General features: G+C 68.0%; 27 protein-coding genes. 13 read left to right on the top strand and 14 right to left on the bottom strand.

Annotated features, from left to right (window positions below; translation table 11 throughout):
- Positions 1 to 2 precede the first annotated feature (2 nt).
- Positions 3 to 425, top strand: coding sequence for a hypothetical protein (locus tag ACP7CK_RS03010; protein ID WP_112863181.1), 423 nt, complete (start codon positions 3 to 5; stop codon positions 423 to 425).
- The gene (locus tag ACP7CK_RS03015; RefSeq protein WP_219354435.1) at positions 426 to 1,631 is read left to right on the top strand and encodes an acyltransferase family protein; all 1,206 of its coding nucleotides are present in this window, start codon (positions 426 to 428) and stop codon (positions 1,629 to 1,631) included. It begins immediately after the preceding gene.
- Between the two features lie 13 nt (positions 1,632 to 1,644).
- Here ACP7CK_RS03015 and ACP7CK_RS03020 read toward each other — a convergent pair whose 3' ends face one another.
- Complete coding sequence (locus tag ACP7CK_RS03020) at positions 1,645 to 2,202, bottom strand: Fur family transcriptional regulator (protein ID WP_219355245.1); 558 nt, start codon at positions 2,200 to 2,202, stop codon at positions 1,645 to 1,647.
- Positions 2,203 to 2,338: 136 nt separating this feature from the next.
- Between ACP7CK_RS03020 and ACP7CK_RS03025 the strand changes: the two genes are divergently transcribed.
- Positions 2,339 to 4,498 carry a heavy metal translocating P-type ATPase gene (locus ACP7CK_RS03025; protein ID WP_426017646.1) on the top strand — a complete coding sequence of 720 codons (2,160 nt, stop codon included), beginning with the start codon at positions 2,339 to 2,341 and terminating at the stop codon, positions 4,496 to 4,498.
- Positions 4,499 to 4,517: 19 nt separating this feature from the next.
- On the opposite strand, the gene ACP7CK_RS03030 is transcribed toward ACP7CK_RS03025, so the two are convergent.
- Entirely contained in the window at positions 4,518 to 4,946 is a 429-nt protein-coding gene (locus tag ACP7CK_RS03030; protein WP_008263799.1) for a DUF411 domain-containing protein, read from the bottom strand.
- A 948-nt stretch (positions 4,947 to 5,894) separates the two neighbouring features.
- Here ACP7CK_RS03030 and ACP7CK_RS03035 point away from each other — a divergent pair.
- Positions 5,895 to 6,293, top strand: a complete 399-nt coding sequence (locus ACP7CK_RS03035) for a four-helix bundle copper-binding protein (RefSeq protein ID WP_008261099.1) — start codon at positions 5,895 to 5,897, stop codon at positions 6,291 to 6,293.
- A 40-nt stretch (positions 6,294 to 6,333) separates the two neighbouring features.
- Here the strand turns inward: ACP7CK_RS03035 and ACP7CK_RS03040 are convergent, their stop codons facing one another.
- The gene (locus ACP7CK_RS03040; protein ID WP_040349355.1) at positions 6,334 to 6,738 is read right to left on the bottom strand and encodes a MerR family transcriptional regulator; all 405 of its coding nucleotides are present in this window, start codon (positions 6,736 to 6,738) and stop codon (positions 6,334 to 6,336) included.
- A gap of 62 nt (positions 6,739 to 6,800) precedes the next feature.
- Here ACP7CK_RS03040 and ACP7CK_RS03045 point away from each other — a divergent pair, with 62 nt between their 5' ends.
- From ACP7CK_RS03045 to ACP7CK_RS03055, 3 genes are read left to right on the top strand one after another with little or no spacing between them, the layout of a single operon-like run.
- Positions 6,801 to 7,187 carry an MFS transporter permease gene (locus ACP7CK_RS03045; RefSeq protein ID WP_114818252.1) on the top strand — a complete coding sequence of 129 codons (387 nt, stop codon included), beginning with the start codon at positions 6,801 to 6,803 and terminating at the stop codon, positions 7,185 to 7,187.
- The gene (locus ACP7CK_RS03050; RefSeq protein WP_114818253.1) at positions 7,184 to 7,402 is read left to right on the top strand and encodes a GDCCVxC domain-containing (seleno)protein; all 219 of its coding nucleotides are present in this window, start codon (positions 7,184 to 7,186) and stop codon (positions 7,400 to 7,402) included. Before ACP7CK_RS03045 ends, ACP7CK_RS03050 begins: the two co-directional genes overlap by 4 nt.
- Before the next feature lie 35 nt (positions 7,403 to 7,437).
- A complete protein-coding gene (locus tag ACP7CK_RS03055) occupies positions 7,438 to 7,797 on the top strand; it encodes a bleomycin resistance protein (RefSeq protein ID WP_426025068.1) in 360 nt (119 codons plus the stop codon).
- Between the two features lie 52 nt (positions 7,798 to 7,849).
- Here the strand turns inward: ACP7CK_RS03055 and ACP7CK_RS03060 are convergent, their stop codons facing one another.
- The 7 genes from ACP7CK_RS03060 to ACP7CK_RS03090 all read right to left on the bottom strand — a co-directional run bounded on the left by ACP7CK_RS03060 (position 7,850) and on the right by ACP7CK_RS03090 (position 12,856).
- Positions 7,850 to 8,074: a hypothetical protein gene (locus tag ACP7CK_RS03060; RefSeq protein ID WP_008262058.1), complete on the bottom strand. Its 225-nt coding sequence runs from the start codon at positions 8,072 to 8,074 to the stop codon at positions 7,850 to 7,852.
- 10 nt (positions 8,075 to 8,084) lie between these two features.
- Positions 8,085 to 8,468, bottom strand: a complete 384-nt coding sequence (locus tag ACP7CK_RS03065) for a copper resistance CopC family protein (protein WP_008261639.1) — start codon at positions 8,466 to 8,468, stop codon at positions 8,085 to 8,087.
- Between the two features lie 17 nt (positions 8,469 to 8,485).
- Positions 8,486 to 9,637 (bottom strand): copper resistance protein B, encoded by a 1,152-nt coding sequence (locus tag ACP7CK_RS03070; RefSeq protein WP_040349356.1) that lies wholly within the window; start codon positions 9,635 to 9,637, stop codon positions 8,486 to 8,488.
- Positions 9,634 to 11,445 (bottom strand): copper resistance system multicopper oxidase, encoded by a 1,812-nt coding sequence (locus tag ACP7CK_RS03075; protein WP_426025069.1) that lies wholly within the window; start codon positions 11,443 to 11,445, stop codon positions 9,634 to 9,636. Before ACP7CK_RS03075 ends, ACP7CK_RS03070 begins: the two co-directional genes overlap by 4 nt.
- A gap of 128 nt (positions 11,446 to 11,573) precedes the next feature.
- Positions 11,574 to 12,143, bottom strand: a complete 570-nt coding sequence (locus tag ACP7CK_RS03080) for an RNA polymerase sigma factor (RefSeq protein WP_426025070.1) — start codon at positions 12,141 to 12,143, stop codon at positions 11,574 to 11,576.
- Positions 12,144 to 12,152: 9 nt separating this feature from the next.
- The gene (locus ACP7CK_RS03085; protein ID WP_426025071.1) at positions 12,153 to 12,593 is read right to left on the bottom strand and encodes a Spy/CpxP family protein refolding chaperone; all 441 of its coding nucleotides are present in this window, start codon (positions 12,591 to 12,593) and stop codon (positions 12,153 to 12,155) included.
- A complete protein-coding gene (locus tag ACP7CK_RS03090; RefSeq protein ID WP_426025072.1) occupies positions 12,590 to 12,856 on the bottom strand; it encodes a hypothetical protein in 267 nt (88 codons plus the stop codon). Before ACP7CK_RS03090 ends, ACP7CK_RS03085 begins: the two co-directional genes overlap by 4 nt.
- 140 nt (positions 12,857 to 12,996) lie before the next feature.
- Between ACP7CK_RS03090 and ACP7CK_RS03095 the strand changes: the two genes are divergently transcribed.
- The 3 genes from ACP7CK_RS03095 to ACP7CK_RS03105 are packed head-to-tail and all read left to right on the top strand — an operon-like array spanning position 12,997 to position 15,165.
- Entirely contained in the window at positions 12,997 to 14,151 is a 1,155-nt protein-coding gene (locus ACP7CK_RS03095; protein WP_426025073.1) for an acyltransferase family protein, read from the top strand.
- Positions 14,148 to 14,624, top strand: a complete 477-nt coding sequence (locus ACP7CK_RS03100) for a DUF411 domain-containing protein (RefSeq protein WP_426025074.1) — start codon at positions 14,148 to 14,150, stop codon at positions 14,622 to 14,624. Before ACP7CK_RS03095 ends, ACP7CK_RS03100 begins: the two co-directional genes overlap by 4 nt.
- A gap of 49 nt (positions 14,625 to 14,673) precedes the next feature.
- Positions 14,674 to 15,165: a YybH family protein gene (locus ACP7CK_RS03105; RefSeq protein ID WP_426025075.1), complete on the top strand. Its 492-nt coding sequence runs from the start codon at positions 14,674 to 14,676 to the stop codon at positions 15,163 to 15,165.
- Positions 15,166 to 15,852: 687 nt separating this feature from the next.
- Here ACP7CK_RS03105 and copD read toward each other — a convergent pair.
- The 4 genes from copD to ACP7CK_RS03125 form a co-directional block, all read right to left on the bottom strand.
- Positions 15,853 to 16,767 (bottom strand): copper homeostasis membrane protein CopD, encoded by a 915-nt coding sequence (copD, locus tag ACP7CK_RS03110; RefSeq protein WP_426025076.1) that lies wholly within the window; start codon positions 16,765 to 16,767, stop codon positions 15,853 to 15,855.
- 4 nt (positions 16,768 to 16,771) lie between these two features.
- Positions 16,772 to 17,134 (bottom strand): copper homeostasis periplasmic binding protein CopC, encoded by a 363-nt coding sequence (gene copC / locus ACP7CK_RS03115; protein WP_292049220.1) that lies wholly within the window; start codon positions 17,132 to 17,134, stop codon positions 16,772 to 16,774.
- A gap of 117 nt (positions 17,135 to 17,251) precedes the next feature.
- A complete protein-coding gene (locus ACP7CK_RS03120; RefSeq protein WP_230974793.1) occupies positions 17,252 to 17,746 on the bottom strand; it encodes a DUF305 domain-containing protein in 495 nt (164 codons plus the stop codon).
- Between the two features lie 147 nt (positions 17,747 to 17,893).
- Positions 17,894 to 20,248 carry a heavy metal translocating P-type ATPase gene (locus tag ACP7CK_RS03125; RefSeq protein ID WP_426025077.1) on the bottom strand — a complete coding sequence of 785 codons (2,355 nt, stop codon included), beginning with the start codon at positions 20,246 to 20,248 and terminating at the stop codon, positions 17,894 to 17,896.
- A gap of 103 nt (positions 20,249 to 20,351) precedes the next feature.
- On the opposite strand from ACP7CK_RS03125, the gene ACP7CK_RS03130 reads away from it, so the two are divergent.
- From ACP7CK_RS03130 to ACP7CK_RS03140, 3 genes are all read left to right on the top strand, one after another.
- On the top strand, positions 20,352 to 20,627 hold the full coding sequence (locus ACP7CK_RS03130) for a metal-sensitive transcriptional regulator (RefSeq protein WP_040349360.1): 276 nt from the start codon (positions 20,352 to 20,354) through the stop codon (positions 20,625 to 20,627).
- A 58-nt stretch (positions 20,628 to 20,685) separates the two neighbouring features.
- Positions 20,686 to 21,111: a DUF305 domain-containing protein gene (locus tag ACP7CK_RS03135; protein WP_135196042.1), complete on the top strand. Its 426-nt coding sequence runs from the start codon at positions 20,686 to 20,688 to the stop codon at positions 21,109 to 21,111.
- A gap of 235 nt (positions 21,112 to 21,346) precedes the next feature.
- Positions 21,347 to 21,682: an ArsR/SmtB family transcription factor gene (locus ACP7CK_RS03140; protein WP_135196041.1), complete on the top strand. Its 336-nt coding sequence runs from the start codon at positions 21,347 to 21,349 to the stop codon at positions 21,680 to 21,682.
- Position 21,683: the final 1 nt, after the last annotated feature.

Below are 21,683 nucleotides of genomic sequence, written 5' to 3' on the forward strand. Positions count from 1 at the left end.
GCATGGCCGGCAAACGCTTCACCGTGCGCGGCCGGAGCATTCGTTGGCGGGAAGGCCGCTATCGCCAACGAGGTAGGCGGCGGCTCCAGGCGCGCCCGCTGAAGCCACGGCCCGTGCTCGATACGCTCGTCGCCATCGGGGTCAGCCTGTTCGCAGGAGGCCTGGTCTTCTGCATGGCCCTTCTGCTGCTGGGCGCACACAAGGTGCCGCTGCATTTTGGTTACGGGGCCATTCTGGGCGGCGTGATCGGCTGCTCGTTTGTGTTTGGACCCCGCGATAGGCCCGGACTGATGGTCGTCGGAGGCTTGGTCGTCGTTTGGGTTTTGGGAACGGCCGTCCTCTACGCTTCGCGAGACCAGATCGTCCTGCGTCCACATGAGCACCGCAGCGCCGCCGCCAAGTCTGCGCCACGGAAGGCTGACTGAATGCCCGAAGCCGCGCTGACCGAGCCATCGCCTCGCCCCGTCCGGATCGCGCGCGGCGGCTGGCTGGACGCGCTGCGTTTTATCGTAGGGGCGCTGATCATCCTCTACCATTTCCGCGAGGCCGCGCCTGTGCCTCTCGGACAACTGCATCCAGTCTTCGAGCGCGGCTATCTGCTCACCGACTTCTTCATCATCGACTCCGGCTATGTCCTGGCCCGCATCTACGGTGATCGCCTCGCGTCCGGACAGGCCTCGCTGCGCGCCTATGCGCGCCAGCGCCTGCTGCGGGTCATTCCGGCCCACCTGGCGGTCAGCCTCGTCCTGGTGCTGCTCGTCGGCGGCGCCGCCCTGGCCGGGATCGCGCCCAGCAATCCGCGCTGGTTCGACTGGTCGCAACTGCCCGCGCAGGTGCTACTGGTCCAGGCCTATGGCGTGCCGGGCGGGCAGGGGTGGAACGCCCCGACCTGGACCCTCTCGGCCCTGATCGGCTGCTATCTCCTGCTGCCCTGGATCTGCCGCGCCCTGTGGCGCTGGCCGCCGGTCGCAATGGTGATCGGCGCGACGCTCCTCGTCGTCGCCGCCGATATCGCCGCCTCGCTGTGGCTCGGCGATCCGATCTACCGCCTGCCGATGCGCTACGGCATCCTGCGCGCCCTGCCGCTCTTCCTGCTCGGAGTCGCGGCGGCCTTCTACGGTTCGCGGGTCTGTGTCGCGCCGCACCGGGCCAGGGCGATCGGCCTCGCCGCCGCCTTCGCGCTCGTGGGGCTGCAGGCCTTCGGCGCCTTCAGCCTGGTGTCGCTCGGCCTGATGACCGTGATCATCTGGGCCGCCGGCGCCGTGCCGGTGCGCAGTCCTTCACGGCTGATCGAGCATCTGGCCCTAATGTCGTTCTCGATGTTCCTCACGAATGAGGTGAGCCGCATCGTCTGGTTCGGCCTGCTCGACGCCCTTGGACAGGAGGCGTGGTCGTCCGGCGTTCGCTGGGTCCTGTGGGCGATCGGCTTGGTCGGGGCGTTCGTGGCCGCCGCCGTGTTTCGCTACGGCTTCGACCGACCGGTCCAGACCTGGCTTAGTCCGTCCCGACGGGGGGGGGCGACCCGAATGTCGGCCGCCGCCACCAAACAGGCCATGGAATGGGCCGCGGGCCCCGGCGTCGCCGCGGCCGGGCGCCCGGGCCAGGCCGCCATCGACCCGCCCCGGGCTTGATCAGGGGCGCGGCTCAGTGCTTGTGGGCCCGGACCCCCGCGGCCGCCTCCGGCTCTGTCTGGGGGGCCGGATCCCGGGCCGCGCCGGGGCGCTGCGGGCGGCAGGCCGGACACAGACCCTGGCCTTCGAGCGTGATCCGTTCGATCTCGTAGCCCGCCGCTGTCGCGGCCGCGCCCAGCGACGCCATGCCGGACGAAGGAATCTGGCGACAGAAGCCGCAACAGTCGCACAGAAGAAAAACCGCAGGCGAACCGAGGCGTTTGGGATCGCAGGCCACATAGGCCTTAAGGCTGGAAAGACGATGAACCAGACCGCGGGTCTCGAGGAACTGCAGCGCCCGATAGACGGTCGCCGGCGTCGCGACGCGGGCCTCCCGGTGATACGTCGCCACGAGATCATAGGCCTTGGCCGGAGCGCCCGCGACGTGCAGGAGCTCCAGCACCCTGCGCCGGGGGCGCGTCAGCTTGTCCCCGGCGGCGGCGACGCTGGCGGCGGCTGCGTCCAGGGCGCGTTCCACCTGTGCGGCCGTCGGCGGCGCGGTCTCCCGGTCATGCGGACAAGGCGAGGTCATCAAGGGGCTGGGCTCGCCTCCGGGGTTCGTCGGACGGCGCCCTCCACTCCAACCGAACGGCGCGCTCATTTTTTAGCTTGCATCTACAGTCGCTGGAGGAGGTAGCCTTGCCCAATAGAGATCACAAGGAACAGACATGACGGCGCAAACTCTCGAAAGCCGATACCGGGTCACCGGGATGGATTGCGCCAGCTGCGGCCGCAAGATCGACACGGCGATCCGCAGGCTGCCGGGCGTCGAGGACGTCTCGGTGGCGGTGCAGACCGGCGTGCTCAAGATCCGGCATGGCGGAGACCTCGCCGACGAGGCGGTCCTGCAGCAACTGCGCAACCTCGGCTACAGCGGAGAAGCGGCCGCGCCGACGTCCGGAGCCGTCGCTGCGGCGGCGGGCCCACCTCCGGCGGCCGCCCGGGCCGGGGGCGCCCCGTGGTGGTGGACCGGCAAGGCCCGCCTCACCGCGCTCTGCGGCCTGGCGCTGTTGTCCGCCTATGGACTGGGCACGCTGTTCCCCTCCCTGGAACGATACGCCTTCCTCGCCGCCCTGGCCGTGGGGCTCATTCCGATCGCGTCGCGCGCTTTTTCGGCGGCGCGCCACGGCACGCCCTTCTCCATCGAAATGCTGATGACCATCGCCGCCGTCGGCGCCGTCTTCATCGGGGCCGCGGAAGAGGCCGCCGCCGTCGTTTTGCTGTTCCTCGTCGGCGAGATGCTCGAAGGGGTGGCGGCTGGTCGCGCGCGCAAGAGCATCCAGGGGCTCGCCACCCTCGTGCCCAAGACCGCCTTCGTCGAGGTGGACGGCGTGACCACGGAGGTCGCCGCCGAGACCGTGGCGGTGGGCGCGATCATCCTCGTCCGGCCCGGAGACCGCGTTCCGGCGGACGGCGAGATCATCGAGGGCGCGGGAGACCTCGACGAGGCCCCGGTGACGGGCGAGAGCGTGCCCAAGCGCAAGGTCGAGGGCGATCCTGTGTTCGCCGGCACGATCAACGGCGGCAGCGTCCTGCGAGTGCGCGTGACGGCCTCAGCCTCGGACAACACCATCGCCCGGGTGGTGCGTCTCGTCGAGGAGGCGCAGGAATCGAAATCGCCGACCGAACGGTTCATCGACCGCTTCTCGAAAATCTACACGCCGGGCGTGCTCGTGTTCGCCGCCCTCGTCGCGGTCACGCCGCCGCTGCTGTTCGGCGGGACGTGGAGCGAATGGGTCTACAAGGGCCTCGCCGTGCTGCTGATCGGCTGCCCCTGCGCCCTCGTCATCTCCACGCCGGCCGCCATCGCCGCCGGCCTGTCGGCGGGGGCCCGGCGCGGCCTGCTCATGAAGGGCGGGGCCGTGCTGGAGACGCTGGGCAAGATCACGGCGATCGCCTTCGACAAGACGGGGACCCTGACCGCCGGCAAGCCCGTCGTCACCGACGTCGTCGCCGGAACGCGGGATGCCTCCGCCCTGCTGACCCTAGCGGCCGCGCTGGAAACGGGATCGAGCCATCCGCTCGCCCTCGCCATCCTCGCCCGAGCTGAGGCGGACAAGATCACGGCGCCGCCGGCCTCGGCCACCCAGGCCATTCCGGGGGAGGGCGTGGAAGGCGAGGTCGGCGGCGAACGCATATTCCTCGGCTCGCCGCAGGCCGCGGCCCGACGCGCCCCGATCACGCCGGCCCAGGACGCGGCCATCGCCGCCCTGAACGCCGAGGGCAAGACGGTTTCCGTCCTTGTCGTCGGGGATGGCGTCGCCGGGTTCCTCGCCATGCGCGACGAGGCGCGGCCCGACGCAGTCCAGGGTCTGGCCGACCTGAAGGCGCGGGGCATCCGGACCATCATGCTGACGGGCGACAACCGCCGCACGGCGGAGGCGGTCGCCGCCGGCCTGGGCATCGAGCCCCGGGCCGAACTGCTGCCGCAGGACAAGCTAGTCATCGTCAAGGCGCTGCAGGCCGAGGGGCTGGTGGTCGCCAAGGTCGGGGACGGCATCAACGACGCCCCGGCCCTGGCCCAGGCGGATGTCGGCATCGCCATGGGCGGCGGCACCGACGTGGCCCTGGAGACGGCGGACGCCGCCGTCCTGCACGGCCGGGTCAGGGACATTCCCGACATGATCGCCTTGTCCCGCGGAGTGATGGGCAATATCGGGGAAAACATCACCATCGCCTTGGGCTTGAAGGCGGTGTTCCTGGTCACCACCGTGATCGGGGTGACGGGCCTGTGGCCCGCCATCCTCGCTGACACCGGAGCCACGGTCCTGGTCACCGCCAATGCCATGCGCCTGCTGCGCTGGACGCCGCGTCGTCAACCGTCGTGACTGCCGGCGGTGCGCCTTCTCAGGCCCCGTTGTGGCGACCGAACACGCGGGTCGAACCGTCGTTGAGGATCAGGACGGTCGCATAGGGTTCGCGCCCGGCGGCCTCCATGCCCGGCGAGCCCGCCGGCATGCCGGGCGCGCTTAGTGCGCGGGCGGCGGGGCGTTCGCCGAGCAGCCGCTCGACATCGCTCGACGGAACATGGCCCTCGATGGCGTAGGCGCCGACCACCGCTGTGTGGCACGAGGCGAGGCGGTCCGGAATGCCATGCCGGGCCCGGATCGGGGCGAGATCCTCGCGCTCGACGACCTCGACGATCCAGCCCGCCTGGCGCATGTGGGCGATCCAGCCGCCGCAGCAGCCGCACCATGGCGTCTTGTAGGCGATCATCCGTTTCGGGGGCGCGGCGAGGGCCGGGCCGGGCACGGCGACCAGGGGCAGGCCGAACACGAGGGTCCGGCGGGACAAGCGCGGGCGAGTTTGAACCAAAGTGAGCGCTCCTTGGGAGTCCAAATCCCACCATGGCGGGCGCGGGCCGGTTTGGCGACGGGCGCAGTTGTCGCGCCCTGACCTGACGTCGCCCAGGCGTGGAGCGCCGGCTAAGTCCGCCCATATCGCAGCGGAACCTCTGGTAGAAGGCCCGCACCCGCCCGGGCAGGACACAGCCCCCTGCTCGGCCGGCCCGGCCAAGCGAATCCGTTCGCCTGAGGCGCCCGGGGTCTCGCAACCATGCCTTCGCTGACGTATCGCGACCGTACGAGGCCGGTCACGCAAGCGCTGATCCCCGTGGAATGGTCATGGGCGACGGGATTGAGGAGCCGGCGGAAGCCGGAGGCGAAGCGTCCGCTGCGGCGAACCGTGGCGTCGAGAGCTAGCCCGCCGACGCTTGCGGGGCCCCGAAGGCGCCAAAAACTGCATGTGAGCGGCAACGGCCTCCGCCCGGCCGTATAAGGCGCAACACGGCGCGCGCGACCAACAGGCTGACTTTTCGCGCGGGCCCGCTCGCGAAGACGAGCCTTCGGCCCTCGAGGGCAGCGAGGACGAGGCCGGCCCGGCGCGCCCGGGCCGACGCATTACGTCCCTGGCTCAAGACCAGCGCCTCTCTGTTCCGGAGCCCGCCGACCCCACAATCTCGGTTGCGCCGCCGATTGTAGATGAACTCTCGCGGGCAAGTGCGGAGATCCAAATCGCAAGCGGTTCAGTGATCCGTGGTCGAATGCATGTGAGCTTGAGGTCGCCGGCCGGCCCCTGATGTCTGGTCCACCGCATTTCCACATGATCTCGGCTCGGCGAAGTACGGGTTTGACGAGGTCGGGAGGCGTCGCCGTTCGGAACATCGTCCCGGCGCCGGGGTTGGATCCAGATCACCCGAGGGAGCCTCCGATGCAAATCCAACCAATGATCAGCACCCACCCCGACGTACGCGGCAGCGTGAACGACAGCCTCATTCGCGCGATCGAAGCGGGCTACGGCTGCGCCGCCGTATGCCGCATCTGCGCTGACGCCTGCCTGGCCGAGGAGATGGTCAGGGACCTGACCCAGTGCATCCGGCTCGATCTCGACTGCGCCGATGTCTGTCTGGCTACGGCCGGGCTCGCCGTGCGGCGCGCCGGCAGCAACGAGGCCTTGATAAAGCGCATGCTCGAGACCTGCGCCGAGGCTTGCGCCGACTGCGCCATCGAGTGCGAGAAGCACGCCGAGATGCACGAGCATTGCCGTATCTGCGCCGAAGAATGCCGGCGTTGCGAAGATGCTTGCCGCGAGGCGGCCGCGTCGATCAGGCCTTCACGGCACTGAGGCTGACCGCTGTCATCGGCACAGGGTCGTAGCTTCGACGCTAGCTCGAGCCCAGCTCATCAATCACCGGGCACCTAACCCGCCCGCCTTCACTGCAGTCGGCCACAGCCTGCCTCAGCACTTTCCGTAGCCTCTGCAGATCCTCGATCTTGGCGTCCACGCTGGCGATGTGGTCTTGGGCCATGTCGCGGACTTCGCAGCACGCCTGAACGCCCGGCTCGCTCAGCGCGATCAGGCGCCGAATGGCGTCGATGCCGAAGCCCAGTTCGCGCGACCGGCGGATGAAGCGCAGGCGCTGGGCGTGTTCCGGCTCGTAGCTGCGGTGGCCGCCCTCGGTCCGGGCCGGCGCGGGCATCAACCCGATACGTTCGTAGTAGCGCACCGTTTCCAGGTTCACCCCGGCGCTGTCAGCGAGGCGCCCGATCGTCAAACTTCGTGCGGACATGGCTCTTGATCCTGTAGCGGCTACGGGTTGTAGCCTGTAGCAGAAATCGAACGGGAGGTCCCATGGCCATCGATTACGACCGGCCCCGCATGCCCGAGGTCGCCGTCAGCGCCTCGGCCGCCCTCGGCGGTGTCGCCTCGGTGTTCGCCTGGGCCGCGTGCTGTGTGTTGCCTCTGGCTCTGTCCGTGGCGGGCGTATCCTTCGCCGGCGCCGCGGTCATCGCGGGTGCGCGGAACTGGCTGACGCTTCTGGCCGCCGTCATCCTGGCCGCGGGCTGGCTGCTGCATTGGCGTCGCCTGCGGATGTGTCGGAAAGACGGGGCCTGCCGCCACCCTTCGCGGCTCGCCTTCTGGCTGCTGGTGATCGCCAGTCTGCTGATCGTCCTTTCCATGGCCTGGCAGCCGTACATCGAGCCGTGGGTCATGCCGCGACTGGCGGCCATGCGATGACCCCGGCCATCGTTCTGGATTCGACGCTGACCTGCCCGGATTGCGGTCATGTTGCGACGGAGACCATGCCCACCGACGCCTGCATCTGGTTTTACGATTGTCTCGGCTGCGGCATGAAGCTGAAGCCCCTACCCGGCGACTGCTGCGTGTTCTGCTCCTATGCCGACGTGCCGTGTCCGCCGATCCAGGTAGATGGCAAGGGGTGTTGCGGCTAGGCTACGGCGGCATTGCTGCATTCCCGGAGTTCGCCGTGACCGACCACGCCACGCCCAACCTACCGTCGCGGGATTTCGAAGTTACGTCCCAGTTCTACACTCGACTGGGCTTCGACCAGGACTGGCGCGACAAAGGCTGGATGATCCTGAAAAGGGGCGGTTTGACGCTGGAGTTCTTCCCGCATCCGGACGTGGATCCGCTGACCAGCAACTTCAGCTGCTGCCTGCGGCTGGACGACCTGGACGGGTTTTACGCAGAGTGCGTCGTTTCAGGATTGCCGAAAACCTGCTGGGGCCACCCTCGCCTGCACGCGCCGAAGCTTGAGGAGTCGGGACTGCGGATCGGCGCGCTCATCGACCCGGACGGAAACTTGATCCGCCTTATCCAGAACTGAGGCGTCCGGCGGCTCCCCCACGGGAAACCGCCGGAAACCATCGATGCGACGATCAGTTGTGGTCGGCGTGGCCCTGAGGCGCGGGCGTATCCGACGGCGCCGGGGCGGGCGGCGTCGGCTCGGGCGGGGCGGGCTCGGTCTTCATCTCGTCGCAGCAGCTCATGGCGGCGTCCGCGGCCATGTCCTTGCAGCACTCGCAACCTTCGGCGGCGAGGGCCGCGCCGGCGCTCAGGGTTAGGATCGCGCCGGCGGCGGCCAGCAGGTTGGAAACTTTCATCGTCGTTCTCCTAGTGAACCATAAAGCTGACCGAGCCGGACATCTTGTGGCCGTCCGGGCCCTCGGCGGTCCAGGCGGCAGTGTAGGTTCCTGGGGCCAGACGCGGAAGAGCCACGCCGACGGTCGCGGCGGCGGGCGCTGCGGGGACACTCACTTCGACCGGGGCCTGACCTTCGGCGGTGAGCGTGACCGTCTTGAGGACCATCGTATGCGGGAAGGTGACGCTGAAGCGTTCCGGCGAGCCCTGGGTCATCGCCCCGTTCGCGGGAGCCGTCGTGACTCCCGACTGGGTCGCGGCGGCCTGCGCCGGCATGCTGTGGCCGGCGTGCGGATCCTGGGCGGAGGCGGCGCCGGCGAAAGCCAGGGCCGCCGTGAGGGTGAGAATGCGGATCAAGGGGTGGTCTCCTTCGGTTAGAACCAGGCCTTGAGGCCGACGATGAACCGGATGTCCTCGGCCTCGCCGCCGCGGGCTTCGATGTAGCCGGCGGTGTCTCCGAGCGCGCGGCTCCACTCGACGCCGACATAGGGGGCGAACTCCTTGCGGAACTCGTAGCGCAGTCGCAGGCCCGCCTCGACCGAGGACACGCCCGAGCCAATCTCCAGTTCCGGAATGTCGCTGGCCGAAGCGTCGATTTCGAGGCGGGGCTGAAGGATCAGGCGCTGGGTGATGCGCAGGTCGTATTCGGCCTCGACGCGGGCGGTCAGGTCGCCGTCGGTCGACAGGAAGGCGGCGGCGTCGACTTCCCACCAATGGGGCGCCAGGCCCTGCAGGCCGAGGACCAGATGCGTCGTATCTTCGCCGTCGGGCCGGAAGTCCTGTCGCACGCCGGCCTGGAGGTCCCAGAAGGGCGTCACGGCGCGGCTGTAGAGAGCCTGGACTTCGGCGTCCTCGAGCGCGCCGTTGAAATCGCCTTCGCCCTCGGATTTCCACCAGAAGCGGTTGATGTCGCCGCCCGTCCAGCCCTGGACGTCCCAGAGGTAGGTCTCGCCGCCGTCGCCGAAGCCGGCTTCGAGGCGATCGAGAATGACGGCCGTGGTGCGGACGTCGCCGTTTTCGTGAATCAGGGTCCGGCGAGAGGCGGCCATGGCCTCGGCGCCGAAGACGAGATCGGCAGCGTGGACAGGGCCGGCCAGGGCGGCGGGCGGGAGCGGGTCCTCCGGAGGACGGCCGGGGTTGTCGGCGCTGGTCGCCACATTGGGCGGCCCCATGCTCATGGTCGACATGTCATGCCCGGCGTGAGGGTCGGTCTGCGCGGGTGACATGGCCGACATGTCGTGGCCCGCGTGTGGATCAGCCTGGCCGGGCGTCGCCGCCGGCATCTGGTGTCCCGCCTGCGGGTCTACGGGCGCGGGCTGCGCCGGCATCCGGTGGCCTGCATGCGGATCCGCGGCGGGCGGCGTCTGCGCGGGCGGCATGACGTGACCGGCGTGCGGATCCTGCGCCGGTCGGGCCGGCGCCGCGGTCGCCGGCATAGTGTGGCCCGTGTGAGTGTCCTGGGCCTGGGCGCTGAAGGCGCTGACGGCGAGCACCAGCGGGGCGAGGGCGACGGCGAGGCGGCTCATGACGCGGCTCCGTCCATGGGCCGCACCGTCACAACATTGAACATGCCGGCGTGCATGTGCATCAGCATGTGGCAGTGGAAGGCCCAGTCGCCGGGCGCGTCGGCGGTCAGATCGAAGGTCACCTTGCCGCCGGGCGCGACGTTGACCGTATGCTTGAGGGGCTGGTGACCGGTGGGTCCGCCGGTCACCAGTTCAAAGAAATGACCATGCAGATGGATCGGGTGGGCCATCATGGTGTCGTTGACCAGGGTCACCCGCACCCGCTCGTTGCGCTCGAAGCGGATCGGTTCGACCAGTTCGCTGAACTTTCGGCCGTCGAAGCCCCACATGAACCGCTCCATGTTGCCTGTCAGGTGGATCTCCATCGTCCGAGACGGGGGGCGCGGGTCCTTGTTCGGCTGGAGCGACACCAGGTCGGTGTAGACGAGGACGCGATGATCGACTGTAGTGAGACCGATCGGACGCTCACCCAGACGGTTGGCGGGATCCATGGCGATCGCATCGACGCCGACGCCCACCGCCATGTCGGGCGGAGCGTTCTCGGGATCGCGCATGTTCATGCCCGACATGGACATCCCGGCCATCTCGCCGGCCGCGGGCGCGTTCTGGGCCGGAGCCGCGTGGTCCATGCCGGCCATCGCGCCATGATCCATACCGGACATGTCGGCCATCGCGCCGTGATCCATTCCGCCCATGCCCATGTCGCGCATGGTGAGGTTCGGGACCTCTCGCAGGGGAGGGACCTCGGCGGTCATGCCCAGGCGCGGCGCCAGGGTCGCCCGGCCCATGCCGGACCGGTCGATGGCTTCGGAGACGATGGTGTAGGCGCGGTCCTCGGTCGGCTGGACGATGACGTCGTAGGTCTCGGCGACCGAAATCTGGAACTCGTCCGTCTCGACCGGGCGCACGTTCTCGCCGTCGGCCTGCACCACGGTCATCGGCAAGCCCGGGATGCGAACGTTGAAGATGGACATGGCCGACGCGTTGATGATGCGCAGCCGCACCCGCTCGCCGGGCCGGAACAGGCCGGTCCAGTTCTCCTGCGGTCCATGGCCGTTGATCAGATAGGTGTAGGTCGACCCGCTGACGTCGAGGATGTCGCGCGGGTCCATCCGCATCTGGCCCCACATGCGCCGTTCCTCCAGGCTCATGCGGTCGCTGCCGTCCATGAGCCCCGCCAGCGTGGTGCGCTGCTGGTTGAAGTAACCCGGGCTCTTCTTCAGCTTGGCCAGGATTTCGTGCGGATGCATGAAACTCCAGTCCGACAGGACCAGCACATGCTCGCGGTCGTAGGCGACCGGATCGGCGCCCGCCGGGTCGATCACGATTGGGCCGTAGTGACCCATCGCCTCCTGTAGGCCAGAGTGACTGTGATACCAGAAGGTGCCCGACTGCTTGATCGGGAACTCGTAGACGAAGGTCTCACGGGCCTTGATGCCGGGGAAGCTGATGCCAGGAACACCATCCATCTGGAACGGGACGAGCAGGCCGTGCCAGTGGATTGAGGTGTCCTCGTCCAGCGTATTGGTCACCGCTAGCCGGACGTTCTGGCCTTCTCTAAGGCGTAGCAGCGGCGCCGGCAGAACGCCGTTGATGGTCACCGCATGGCCGGTGCGGCCGCCCACGGTGAAGGGCGTGTGTCCGACGGTCAGGTCGATGTTCGGTCCCGTCAGCGTCGGAAGATCCGCCCGCAGTCCCGCCGATCCTGTTTGCGCCCAGGCGGGGAGCAGACCCTGCAGGCCCAGCAGCCCGCCGCCGGCGGCTGCGCCACGGAGAAGCGTTCGGCGATCGAGGCGGAGCGTGGACATAGGCGAGAAATTCCTTGGTCGGGCTATTCGGCCGTTCGTTCAGATACGCAGCCGGGCGGCGTATCCCTTGCGTCAGGACGCCACAGACGTCGCTATTGCGGCGTGTGCACCTTCCCATCATGGCAGGGTCAAGCGTCTCCGCCGGAAGCCTGGCCCAGAGCCGACGCCAAAGTCTTGCGTGCGCGGGCGACGCGGGTCTCGACCGCCTTGGGCGTGATGCCGAGGATCGAGCCGATCTCGGCGTGAGACCGTCCCTCGAGCGTGGCCAGCAGAAGCGGCCCCTTCAGAGCGTCGGGAAGGTCCCGCAAGGCGCGTTGCAGAGCTTCGGCCCTGCGCTGATCGTCCAGCCGAGTCTCGGGTGAGGGCGCATCGTCGCCGACCGCCGCCGCCTCGGGCGCCTCCAGGCCCATGACGCCGCGCACGACCCTCCGCACCGCGCGCCGCCGGCCCCAGTCTCGACATTTGTTGAGGGCGATGGAGCGAAGCCAGACGTCGAATGGCCGCGCCGGGTCATACCGCCGCAGGGCGAGCCAGGCGGACGCATAGCTTTCCTGAAGCACGTCATGCGCTTCGGACTCGTCGCCAACATAGCGGCGCACGAACCGGTAGAGATCGCCCTTTGTGGCGGCCATCAAGGCGGTGAAGGCGGCCCGGTCTCCGGTCGCCGCACGGGCCTCGATGCTCTGCTCGGCACCCACGCGCGCCGCTTAGCCGGCGTCGTCGTGCAGGGCCTCGACGACCGCGGCGTCGAACACCTCGGCCTGCGCCGGGGTCAGGACGGATCGCATCTCGAACACGTGGGTGATCGTCGCCTTCTGCAGATCGCCCATGGCGGCGTGGAAATGATCGACGGCGGCCTGGACCTGGGGCATGTCGCCGTCACTGGCGGCGATGGCGGCCGCCAGTTCGCGATTGGCCGCGCGGACTTCCGCTTCGAGCGCCGGCCGCTGAGCGGCGAACCGGGCTTCGACCACGTCGAGCCGTCGATCCTGCTCAGGGCTCAGGGTGAGTTTCTCATGGACGACGCTGTGCAGGCTTGGCGGCTGCCGCTCCCGCATGACCCAGATCGCGCTCGCCCAGGTCGCCGCGCCGCTCGCCAGCGCGGCCAGGATGGCCGTGATGACGATCGACTTCCAGGCGGTCCTCATCCCCGAACGTCCAGGCCGGAGAGAGGCGACAAGCCTGCCGAGACTGTGAAAATCCGCATCTCGGACGGCTCCGGCCGTGGAGCCATGAGCATCAGCCCTCCGTTCGCGACCCCGATCACCAGCGCGAGTGCAACGGCCGCGACCCGGACCTGACCCATGCGGGCGCGCTCCCTGTGTTCGCCGATCCGCACCCAGACCGCGTCTTCCATGCCGACCAGCCGGCCGGCGTCGCCCGGCCCGACCGCTGCGATCAGTTCATTCATGTCGTCAGTCATTGCGCACCTGCGTCACACCCCACCTGCCATACGCGCCGGCCTTTCGGTCCCCTCACGAGGGGACGAGCCGTCGCCCGCGTAGATAGCAGAGAACGACCGGGACGCGCCCTGTCGTCCGGGGAAAAGACGTGAGCGACAGAGCAGGGCCCACGCGGGTTCCATTCCCCGACATGCTCGATCCGCTCACGGGCGTGAGGTTCTTTCTCGCCCTCGGCGTCGTGCTGTTCCACTTCCAGCTCTACTGGACGCTCCCGGCGGAGAGCGCGGGCTTGCTGAACCGCGCGCGCCTGGGCGTGGATATCTTCTTCATCCTGTCGGGCTTCATCCTGACCCACGTCTACCTGCAGGGAGACCGGGCCCCGAACTACGGTCGATTCCTGGCGGCGCGCCTCGCCCGGATCTATCCGGCTCACCTGTTCATCCTCCTGGCCATGCTTGGGCTGGTGCTGATCGCGCCTGTGTTCGGCGTCGGGCTCGAGCCTGGCCGGTTCAATCCCGTCGACTTCGCGGGAACCCTTCTGCTGGTCCAGGCGTGGTTCCCGCGCGAGACCATGGCGCTCTGGAACGGACCGGCCTGGTCGCTGTCGGCGGAGTGGTTCGCCTATCTGGCCTTTCCCGCCTATGCCGCCCTTGCGCTCCGGCTGCGAGCCAGGCCGTGGGTCCTTATAGCCCTCGCCATGCTGTTGTTCGTCGCCCTCGACGCCTTCTACCGCACCTGGTTCGGCCGGATGCTGCCTCGGGCCGAGGACAGCCTCGGGATCCTGCGGATCGTTCCCGAATTCCTTTACGGCATTGGCCTCTACTATCTCGGTCAGCGCTGGACGCCTTCGCCGCGAATGTCCCTCATGGGCGCCCTGGTCGCCACGACCCTGCTGCTGACGCTCATGCAGATCGGCGCCGACGACCGAGTCATCGTGGCGGCGGCCGGTCCCTTCATCCTGTCGCTCGCCCTGTTGGCCAAGGCTCCGGTCCGGACCTTTCTGTCTCACCCCGTCCTTCTGTTCGCCGGCGAGGCCTCGTTCGCCCTCTATCTCGTCCACATTCCCATCCTGATGGTGTGGCGCAACGCGGCGCAGGCGTTCGCCGGCTGGGGCGCCGACTATGGAATGGGCCTGGTTGAACTGGCCGCCATGCTTGTGTTGACGCTCGCCGCCGCGGCCGCCATCCATGTCTTCGTCGAGCAGCCTGGCCGACGGTGGCTGCGGGCGCGGCTGGCGCCGCAGCGCGCAGACCCTGTCGAGGCGCAGCGATCCGTCCACAGCGATCAGGGAGAACCCTTTTGAATCCCGCCAATCTGAACCGTCGTCTGCTGATGGGCGCGGCCGTCTTCATCGGCATGGGCGGATCCGCCTGCGCCCAGACCCGTCCGTCCAGAAACCTCACGGTCTTCAAGACGCCGACCTGCGCCTGTTGCGACGCCTGGATCGCGCACATGCGCGAGGCGAGCTTCACCACTACCATCACGGTCCTTCCGAGCCTTCAATCGGTCCGGAGCAGCCGCGGCATGCCGGACGCGCTCGCCTCCTGTCACACCGGTCTGATCGATGGTTATCTGGTCGAGGGTCATGTGCCGGCCCAGGACGTCATTCGACTGCTGACCGAGAGACCGGCGGCGGTGGGTGTGGCGGTCCCGGGCATGCCGCTCGGTTCGCCCGGCATGGAGACGCCGCAGGGGCACAAGGAGCCCTACGACACCCTGCTGGTGCTTCGCTCGGGCGCGACCCGCGTGTTCGCCCGCCACAACCCGCCGGCCTGACGCAGATCGCGCTCAGCCCGTTCAGATCACCCACAATCCGGAGTTCGCCATGTCCCGCACCTCTCTCGCACTCACCTTGTCGCTCGCCGTGCTTTCGGCCACACCCGTCTTCGCTCAGGACCACGCCCACGGGCACGCCCAGGCCGCCGGCTCGGTCGCCGCGGAAGCGGCGGACGCGGCGGCGGCCGTCGACGCCTTTCACGTCGCCCTGAAGGCCGGCGACACGGCCGTCGCCCTGGCCCTGATGGCGCCGGATGTGATGATCTTCGAGGAGGGTGGCGCGGAGCGATCGCGCGACGAGTATGCGTCACATCACCTGGGCTCGGACGCCGCCTTCGCCGCCGCCTCTGAAGCGACGGTGACGCACAGATCGGGATGGGCCGACGGGGACATCGCCTGGATCACCAGCGAAGGCCGCACTACGGGCCAATCCAACGGCCGCGCGGTAGACCGCCTGACGACCGAAACCATGGTCCTCAAACGCCATGCCGACGGCTGGCGCATCCACCACATTCACTGGTCGTCGCGCGCGCACGGCTGACGCTCAGGCCCGCACCAGCGGGTCGCCGACCCTACGACGTCGGTGAGGAACATCGAGAAGACGCCCGCCCTCGCGGGCGGGCGTCCCCGATCAAACGATCAGCAGCAGGTGCAAGCTTCCGCGCAGGCTGCGATAGCGTCGCAGCAAGCGCATACGGCCTGCGCCACGGAGTCCGGCGCGGCCGCGAAGGCGGCTGAACCGGAAGCCAGCAGCACCAGGGCTGCGAGGGTGAGAGTGCGTTTCATGGTTTTGATCTCTGTTTGATTGAATGAGTTCGGTCTTCTTCAACAGGATCAGCGTCGCGGGGGCGGGTCGTCCGCCTCCGCGGTGAAATCGGCATGCCGCGCATCAAGGGATGGATAGAGGACAGACGCATAGACCCGTGCGGGGTGGGTTCACCGCCCTGGGGGACAAGGCCCTGGCAGATGGCCAGACACGTCTTATGGCACGAGATCCTGACGGTCTTCGGCTCGCACGGGACGCCGTCGCCGCTCATCGACATGGACGCCATATCCTGATCGACCGGAGCTTCGCAGGCGATCGAAGCGGTGGACACGAACAGCACGGCAAACGCCGCGAGCAGCGCGGTCGTCAGTCGGAGGAGGTCATGACGCAGGAACGGCATTGTCTGATCAACCTTCAACGGTCGGCGGAGCGACGATCTCATTTTGATCATCGCAATCGAGCCTACAGAGACGCCGGGGGCGGCAGGGTTCCCATGACCGCCACGACGCCAATCAGGGCGAGTCCCAGACCCGTTTCGATCAACAGGCTGCGCCGGAGCGCGCTCATGGCGGCGACGGAGGGTTGGCCCGTCTCCAGCGCATAGCCCAGTGTCGGCGTCAGCCGGAACCGGTTGCTCGCCGCCAGCGCAAGCATCAAACCGAAGAGGACGAGCTTGGCGACCAGAAGCTGGCCGTAGAGGTTGCCCGCGATCGACGCCACGCGCTCGGGACCGATCAGGAACCAGCTGTTCACGAGACCGGTCAGCACCAGCAACAGGACCGCGAGCGTTCCAAGGCCGGCGAAGCCATGCAGGGCGCGATGGATTGCAAAGTCGTCCGGACCGGCTCGGCGCAGAAGCAGGGCCGTCAACGCCGCCAGGGCGCCCAGCCACAAGGCCGCTGCCACCGCGTGAATGATGTTGGCGACAAGATGGATGGGCCCGCCCGGACCCTCGGTGGCCGCGCCGTGACCCGTCCATGCGAAGCTGGCGGCCACGATCAGACCCAAGGCGGCCGTCACGCTCCAGAGCGCGCGACCGGGTTTCAGGGCGACCAAGGCGACAAGCCCAAGCAAGGCGGCGGCGGCCCGCACGACCATCGCCATGCCCAGGGCTGTGCCGGTGACCATAAAGGACAGAGACGCGGGTTTCACGGCTTCGCTCAGCGACCCCGCCATGACGGCAGTCTGGGCCACCAGGGCGGCGAGCGAGCCGAGCGCGACGATGATCGCCGCGAGGCGCAATGTCGGTCGCGACCATTCCAGGTTCGGCGCGTGGGCGTATTTAAAGCTGTAGAGAAGGAACAGCGGCGCGCCGAGAAGGACGACGCCGCCGCCGTATTGAAGCCAACGAAGCGCGATGACCGCGACTTCCAGCACGGCGTCAGCGCACCGTGAAGGTGTAGGATCCCGTCATGCGGTGGCCGTCGCTCGAGGCGATACGCCAGTCGACACGGTAGGCGCCGGCGGCCAGCGGGCGAGCCAGCGCGCCCGTGAGGGTCCTGCCGTCCTCGGCGACCGAGGTGCGGATCGCGATCTTCTCCTCCGCCGCATTGACGACGTCGAAGCCGGAAAAGGCGGGAACGCTGCGTTCGCTGAAGGTCAGGGTCAGCGTCCGGGTCGCGGCCACGGTGGAGTTGGGCGCCGGGGTGGCGCTGACCAGGCGAGCGTGGGCCGCCGCCGGTCCGGCGGCGAAGGCCACGACCGCCGCGACGGCGATGAAGGGTGCGGGGTTGAAGTAACGCATACTCAGTCTCCAGACGTTTGGCCGGTCCCGGCCTTCTGCTTCTCTACGCGCCACACGACCGCGGCCCTCATGAAGAGGAAGCGGGGGGCGGCTGAGGCCTTCCCCCGCACGCCGGGGTCAGCGGCGACGCTTCTCGAGGAGCGCCTGCATCTGGGCGATCTCCTCCTGTTGACCACGCACGATGCCGTCGCACAGGGCGATGATCTCCGGATCGGTCAGGGAGGCTTGCTCGCACATCAACACAGCCCCGGAATGGTGCGGGATCATCGATCGCAGGAATTCGTCGTCGCCAACGAACGCCTGGGTGCGCATGCCGACGAAGCTGCCGACGAAGATCACGACGGCGACCGCTCCAATGACCAGGTTCGTTTTGCGCGACGGGTACATGGACCGCATGAAGACGAGCATGAGGACCGCCATCGGCGCGACCATCATCAGGGTCATGTAGACGTTGTTCAAATTGAGATAGAAGTGACCGAGCGTGGCGATCATCGTGTACATGACCAGGTACATGATGACGAAATCGAGCGCCAACTCGAGGTACAGGCTCCGATAAGGGCCGAGTCCACGAGCGTTGCCTTGCCCGCCGTGGTCCATCTGTTGATGAGACATCGTCCGTATCCTCTTCAGAAATTTCAGTTCGTCTTCGCCTGCCGCTGCGAAAGCCTGGAGACTGCGGACAGCGTCTGAATCAATCCGGCCCGTCACAGCCGGTTCCTCCCTTGGGTGGGTGGGCGGACTGGTGATTGCCTATCCTGGCTAAAGCCTCACCGCGCGCAGTCTCAGCGCATTGCCGATGACGCTGACCGAGGAGAGCGCCATTGCGAGCGCCGCAAGGGCAGGCGAGAGAAGCCAGCCGAAGACGGGATAAAGCAGGCCAGCCGCCACGGGGATGCCAAGGGCGTTGTAGCCGAAGGCGAAAACGAGGTTTTGGCGGATGTTGCCCATCACCGCGCGGGACAGACGCCGTGCGCGCACGATGCCTTGCAGATCTCCGCCCAGCAGGGTGACGCCGGCGCTTTCGATGGCGACGTCCGAACCCGCCCCCATGGCGACGCCGACATCGGCTGCGGCGAGGGCAGGGGCATCGTTGACGCCATCCCCCGCCATGGCGACGATCCGACCCTGCGAACGAAGCTGTTGAACCACAGACGCCTTGTCCTGCGGCAAAACCTCCGCCTGGACTTCGTCGATGCCGAGGCGCCGCGCGACCGCTTCGGCCGTCGTCCGGTTGTCCCCGGTCATCATCACCAGCCGCAGACCGGCCGCTTTCAGCGCGAGGATCGCAGCCGGCGTGGTGGCCTTGATGGGATCGGCGATGCCGATGACCCCGGCCGCCTTTCCGTCGATCGCCACGAATATGGCGGTGGCGCCGTCGTGGCGAAGGGCCTCCGCCTTCGGCTCCAGCGCGGAGACGTCGGTCGAAAGCTCGCCGAGAAAACGGGTGTTGCCCAGGGCGACCTGGCGGCCCTCAATCGTCCCGCGAACGCCGCGACCGACCGGGCTGTCGAAGTCCGCGGCCTCGGTAAGGGGGATGTCCCGGTCCTTGGCTGCCCGGACGATTGCGTCGGCCAACGGATGTTCGCTGCCCCGCTCGAGGCTGGCCGAAAGACGCAGGATGTCCGCTTCCACGAAGCCGAGGGCGGGCAGGATCGCCGTCACCGACGGACGGCCCTCCGTCAGGGTGCCGGTCTTGTCCAGAACGAGAGTGTCGACCTTCTCGAAGCGTTCGAGCGCCTCGGCGTTCTTGATCAGGACGCCGGCGTGGGCGCCACGTCCCACCCCGACCATGATCGAGATCGGCGTCGCCAGACCCAACGCACAGGGACAGGCGATGATGAGCACCGAAACGGCGGCGACCAGGGCGTAGGACAAACGGGGCTCGGGACCGACCAGGCCCCAGACGACGGCGGCGAGCAGGGCGATCGCGATCACCGTGGGAACGAACCATCCGGAGACCGTATCGGCCAGCCGCTGGATCGGGGCGCGACTGCGCTGGGCCTGGGCCACCATCTGGACGATCTGCGCCAGCAGGGTGTCGGCGCCCACCTTGTCGGCGCGCATGATGAAGGATCCGGTCTTGTTGAGCGCGCCGGCCACGACGCGGTCGCCGACATCCTTGGTCACCGGCATGGACTCGCCGGTCACCATGGATTCGTCGACAGCGACCCGACCCTCCAGGAGTTCGCCATCGACCGGGATCTTCTCTCCGGGCCTTACCCGCAGGCGGTCGCTGACGGCGATCTGGTCAAGCGAGACATCTTCATCGATGCCGTCCGCCCGGATTCGGCGCGCGGTCTTGGGCGTGAGGTCCAGCAGGGCGCGGATCGCGCCCGACGTCTGTTCGCGGGCGCGCAGTTCCAGAATCTGCCCGACGAGGACCAGCACGGTGATGACCGCCGCCGCCTCGAAATACACCGGCGCACTGCCGTCGGCCTTCAGGAAGGCGGGCGGGAACAGGGTTGGCGCGACGACGGCCACGACGCTGTAAAGCCATGCCACGCCGACCCCCATGGCGATCAGGGTGAACATATTCAGCCGCCGGGTGCGCAGCGATGTCCAGCCGCGCTCGAAGAAGGGCCAGCCGCACCAGAGAACCACGGGGGTCGCCAAAGCGAACTGGATCCAGTTCGACATCTGGCCCGGGATGAACATGTGGAGATTGGCCAGGTGTCCGCCCATTTCCAGGGCGAAGACCGGCAGGGTCAGGACCAGACCGACCCAAAAGCGTCTGGTGAAGTCGATCAGCTCGTGGTTGGGCGGGGCCTCCGCCGTGACCGTCTCCGGCTCAAGCGCCATGCCGCAGATCGGGCAGGAGCCTGGGCCTTCCTGCCGGATCTCGGGGTGCATCGGGCAGGTGTAGATGGCGCCGGGAACGGCCGGCTCGGCCTCCACGGGAGGGTTCAGGTAACGCATCGGATCGCCGATGAATTTGGTCCGGCACCCCGCCGAGCAGAAGAAATAGTCCTGACCGTCATGACTGGCTCGGTGAGCGGTGGCCGTCGGATCGACCGACATGCCGCAGACGGGATCCTTGACCGTTGCCGCGCCATCCGAGGCCTTCGCCCCGCAGCAGGCGTGACCCGAGGCATGATTGTGAGGATGCGTGGACATGTCGCTCTCTCCGGCTGACCGAAGAGCTAACATATACCCATGGGGGGGTATATCGCAAGATACCCGTCTGGGGTATATGGGGGTGCTCAGGAGGACAGGCCGCATGCAAACCGACACGAAACCCAAAGTCCTCAACAGGCTCAGCCGGATCGAAGGCCAGGTGCGGGGAATCTCCCGCATGGTTGAAGATGACCGGTATTGCGTCGACTTGCTGACCCAACTTCAGGCCGTTCGAGCCGCGCTCCATCGCGTGGAGACCGAAGTGCTACGGGATCACCTCGACCACTGCGTCATGGGCGCTATGACCGGCGACGATCCCGAGGATCGCAAGGCAAAGGCCGGCGAGCTGATCGAGCTCTTGGCGCGGGCCGGACGGTAGAGTTGGCGGAACGAATGGGCCCTCCTGGTCGCTAACGTCGGGATCCCAAGGAGCCGTCATGAAACGCATCAGCCTCGTCCTCGCCGCCTGCGCCTTGGCTACGGCCTGTTCCCCGCAAGCCGAAGAGCCCGCCGTAGCCGCGCCTGAGGCCCCCGCAGCGGCGGACGCCCATGGCGGAATGGAGGGCGGCATGGCTGCGCCTGCGCCCGGCGACTCCGTCGCCACCCAAGGCTACAAGGCCTCGATGAACACGATGATGGAGGCGATGCCCGCCTTCACCGGGGACGCGGACATCGACTTCATGAAGCAGATGCGAGGTCACCACGTCGCCGCCGTCTCGATGGCCCGTGTGGAGCTCGCGCAAGGCAAGGACGCCCAAGCGCGGAACCTGGCCCAGGAGGTGATCACGGCGCAGGAGCGCGAAATCACCCTGATCGACGCCTGGCTCGCCCAGAAGGGAGCGTCGGCGGCTCCCGCCGCCTGATCGCGAGATCAGCGCACCGCGTCCGGACCGACAGACGTGCGAAATCGGCCAACTGTCGACCTCGTGGCCAAAGTCCATGGTCTCGACGGAGAGTATAGCCCAGCGACCCTTAAACTCGGCTGTCGCTACTCTGCGATCTTTTAGGCGGCAGTCGTCAAAGATCAGGTCGTCACCGATGCCTGAACTGCCGCACCCGCAGACGAGCGGGCTTGAACATTTCCATTAGTTTGGAAATATGGAAACCGAAGTTTCGATTCTCGCTCTCGCCGCCTTGGCGCAATCGACGCGGCTGGAGGCGTTTCGCCTCCTCGTGCGTCACGAACCCGATGGTCTGCCGGCCGGTGACATCTCCAACCATCTGGTGATCCCGGCCAACACCCTGTCGTCCCATCTCGGCGTCCTGACGCGCGCGGGGTTGATCAGGTCGGAGCGGCGCAGCCGGTCGATCATCTACCGGGCCGACCTGGATCGGCTTCGCGACCTGGTCCTCTTCCTGCTCAAGGACTGCTGCGGGGGCAGGGCGGACCTGTGCGAACCCCTGCTGGCTGAACTCGCGCCCTGTTGCCCCTAAG

Source organism: Brevundimonas sp. TSRC1-1 (assembly GCF_049898245.1).
Lineage (GTDB): Bacteria > Pseudomonadota > Alphaproteobacteria > Caulobacterales > Caulobacteraceae > Brevundimonas > Brevundimonas mediterranea_A.

Coding starts and splice junctions, on each gene's coding strand:
- ACP7CK_RS03010 (WP_112863181.1), top strand. CDS start 3: ATGGCCGGCAAACGCTTCACCGTGCGCGGCCGGAGCATTCGTTGGCGG.
- ACP7CK_RS03015 (WP_219354435.1), top strand. CDS start 426: ATGCCCGAAGCCGCGCTGACCGAGCCATCGCCTCGCCCCGTCCGGATC.
- ACP7CK_RS03020 (WP_219355245.1), bottom strand. CDS start 2,202: ATGACCTCGCCTTGTCCGCATGACCGGGAGACCGCGCCGCCGACGGCC.
- ACP7CK_RS03025 (WP_426017646.1), top strand. CDS start 2,339: ATGACGGCGCAAACTCTCGAAAGCCGATACCGGGTCACCGGGATGGAT.
- ACP7CK_RS03035 (WP_008261099.1), top strand. CDS start 5,895: ATGATCAGCACCCACCCCGACGTACGCGGCAGCGTGAACGACAGCCTC.
- ACP7CK_RS03040 (WP_040349355.1), bottom strand. CDS start 6,738: ATGTCCGCACGAAGTTTGACGATCGGGCGCCTCGCTGACAGCGCCGGG.
- ACP7CK_RS03045 (WP_114818252.1), top strand. CDS start 6,801: ATGGCCATCGATTACGACCGGCCCCGCATGCCCGAGGTCGCCGTCAGC.
- ACP7CK_RS03050 (WP_114818253.1), top strand. CDS start 7,184: ATGACCCCGGCCATCGTTCTGGATTCGACGCTGACCTGCCCGGATTGC.
- ACP7CK_RS03060 (WP_008262058.1), bottom strand. CDS start 8,074: ATGAAAGTTTCCAACCTGCTGGCCGCCGCCGGCGCGATCCTAACCCTG.
- ACP7CK_RS03070 (WP_040349356.1), bottom strand. CDS start 9,637: ATGAGCCGCCTCGCCGTCGCCCTCGCCCCGCTGGTGCTCGCCGTCAGC.
- ACP7CK_RS03075 (WP_426025069.1), bottom strand. CDS start 11,445: ATGTCCACGCTCCGCCTCGATCGCCGAACGCTTCTCCGTGGCGCAGCC.
- ACP7CK_RS03085 (WP_426025071.1), bottom strand. CDS start 12,593: ATGAGGACCGCCTGGAAGTCGATCGTCATCACGGCCATCCTGGCCGCG.
- ACP7CK_RS03090 (WP_426025072.1), bottom strand. CDS start 12,856: ATGAATGAACTGATCGCAGCGGTCGGGCCGGGCGACGCCGGCCGGCTG.
- ACP7CK_RS03105 (WP_426025075.1), top strand. CDS start 14,674: ATGTCCCGCACCTCTCTCGCACTCACCTTGTCGCTCGCCGTGCTTTCG.
- copC (WP_292049220.1), bottom strand. CDS start 17,134: ATGCGTTACTTCAACCCCGCACCCTTCATCGCCGTCGCGGCGGTCGTG.
- ACP7CK_RS03120 (WP_230974793.1), bottom strand. CDS start 17,746: ATGTCTCATCAACAGATGGACCACGGCGGGCAAGGCAACGCTCGTGGA.
- ACP7CK_RS03125 (WP_426025077.1), bottom strand. CDS start 20,248: ATGTCCACGCATCCTCACAATCATGCCTCGGGTCACGCCTGCTGCGGG.
- ACP7CK_RS03130 (WP_040349360.1), top strand. CDS start 20,352: ATGCAAACCGACACGAAACCCAAAGTCCTCAACAGGCTCAGCCGGATC.
- ACP7CK_RS03135 (WP_135196042.1), top strand. CDS start 20,686: ATGAAACGCATCAGCCTCGTCCTCGCCGCCTGCGCCTTGGCTACGGCC.
- ACP7CK_RS03140 (WP_135196041.1), top strand. CDS start 21,347: ATGGAAACCGAAGTTTCGATTCTCGCTCTCGCCGCCTTGGCGCAATCG.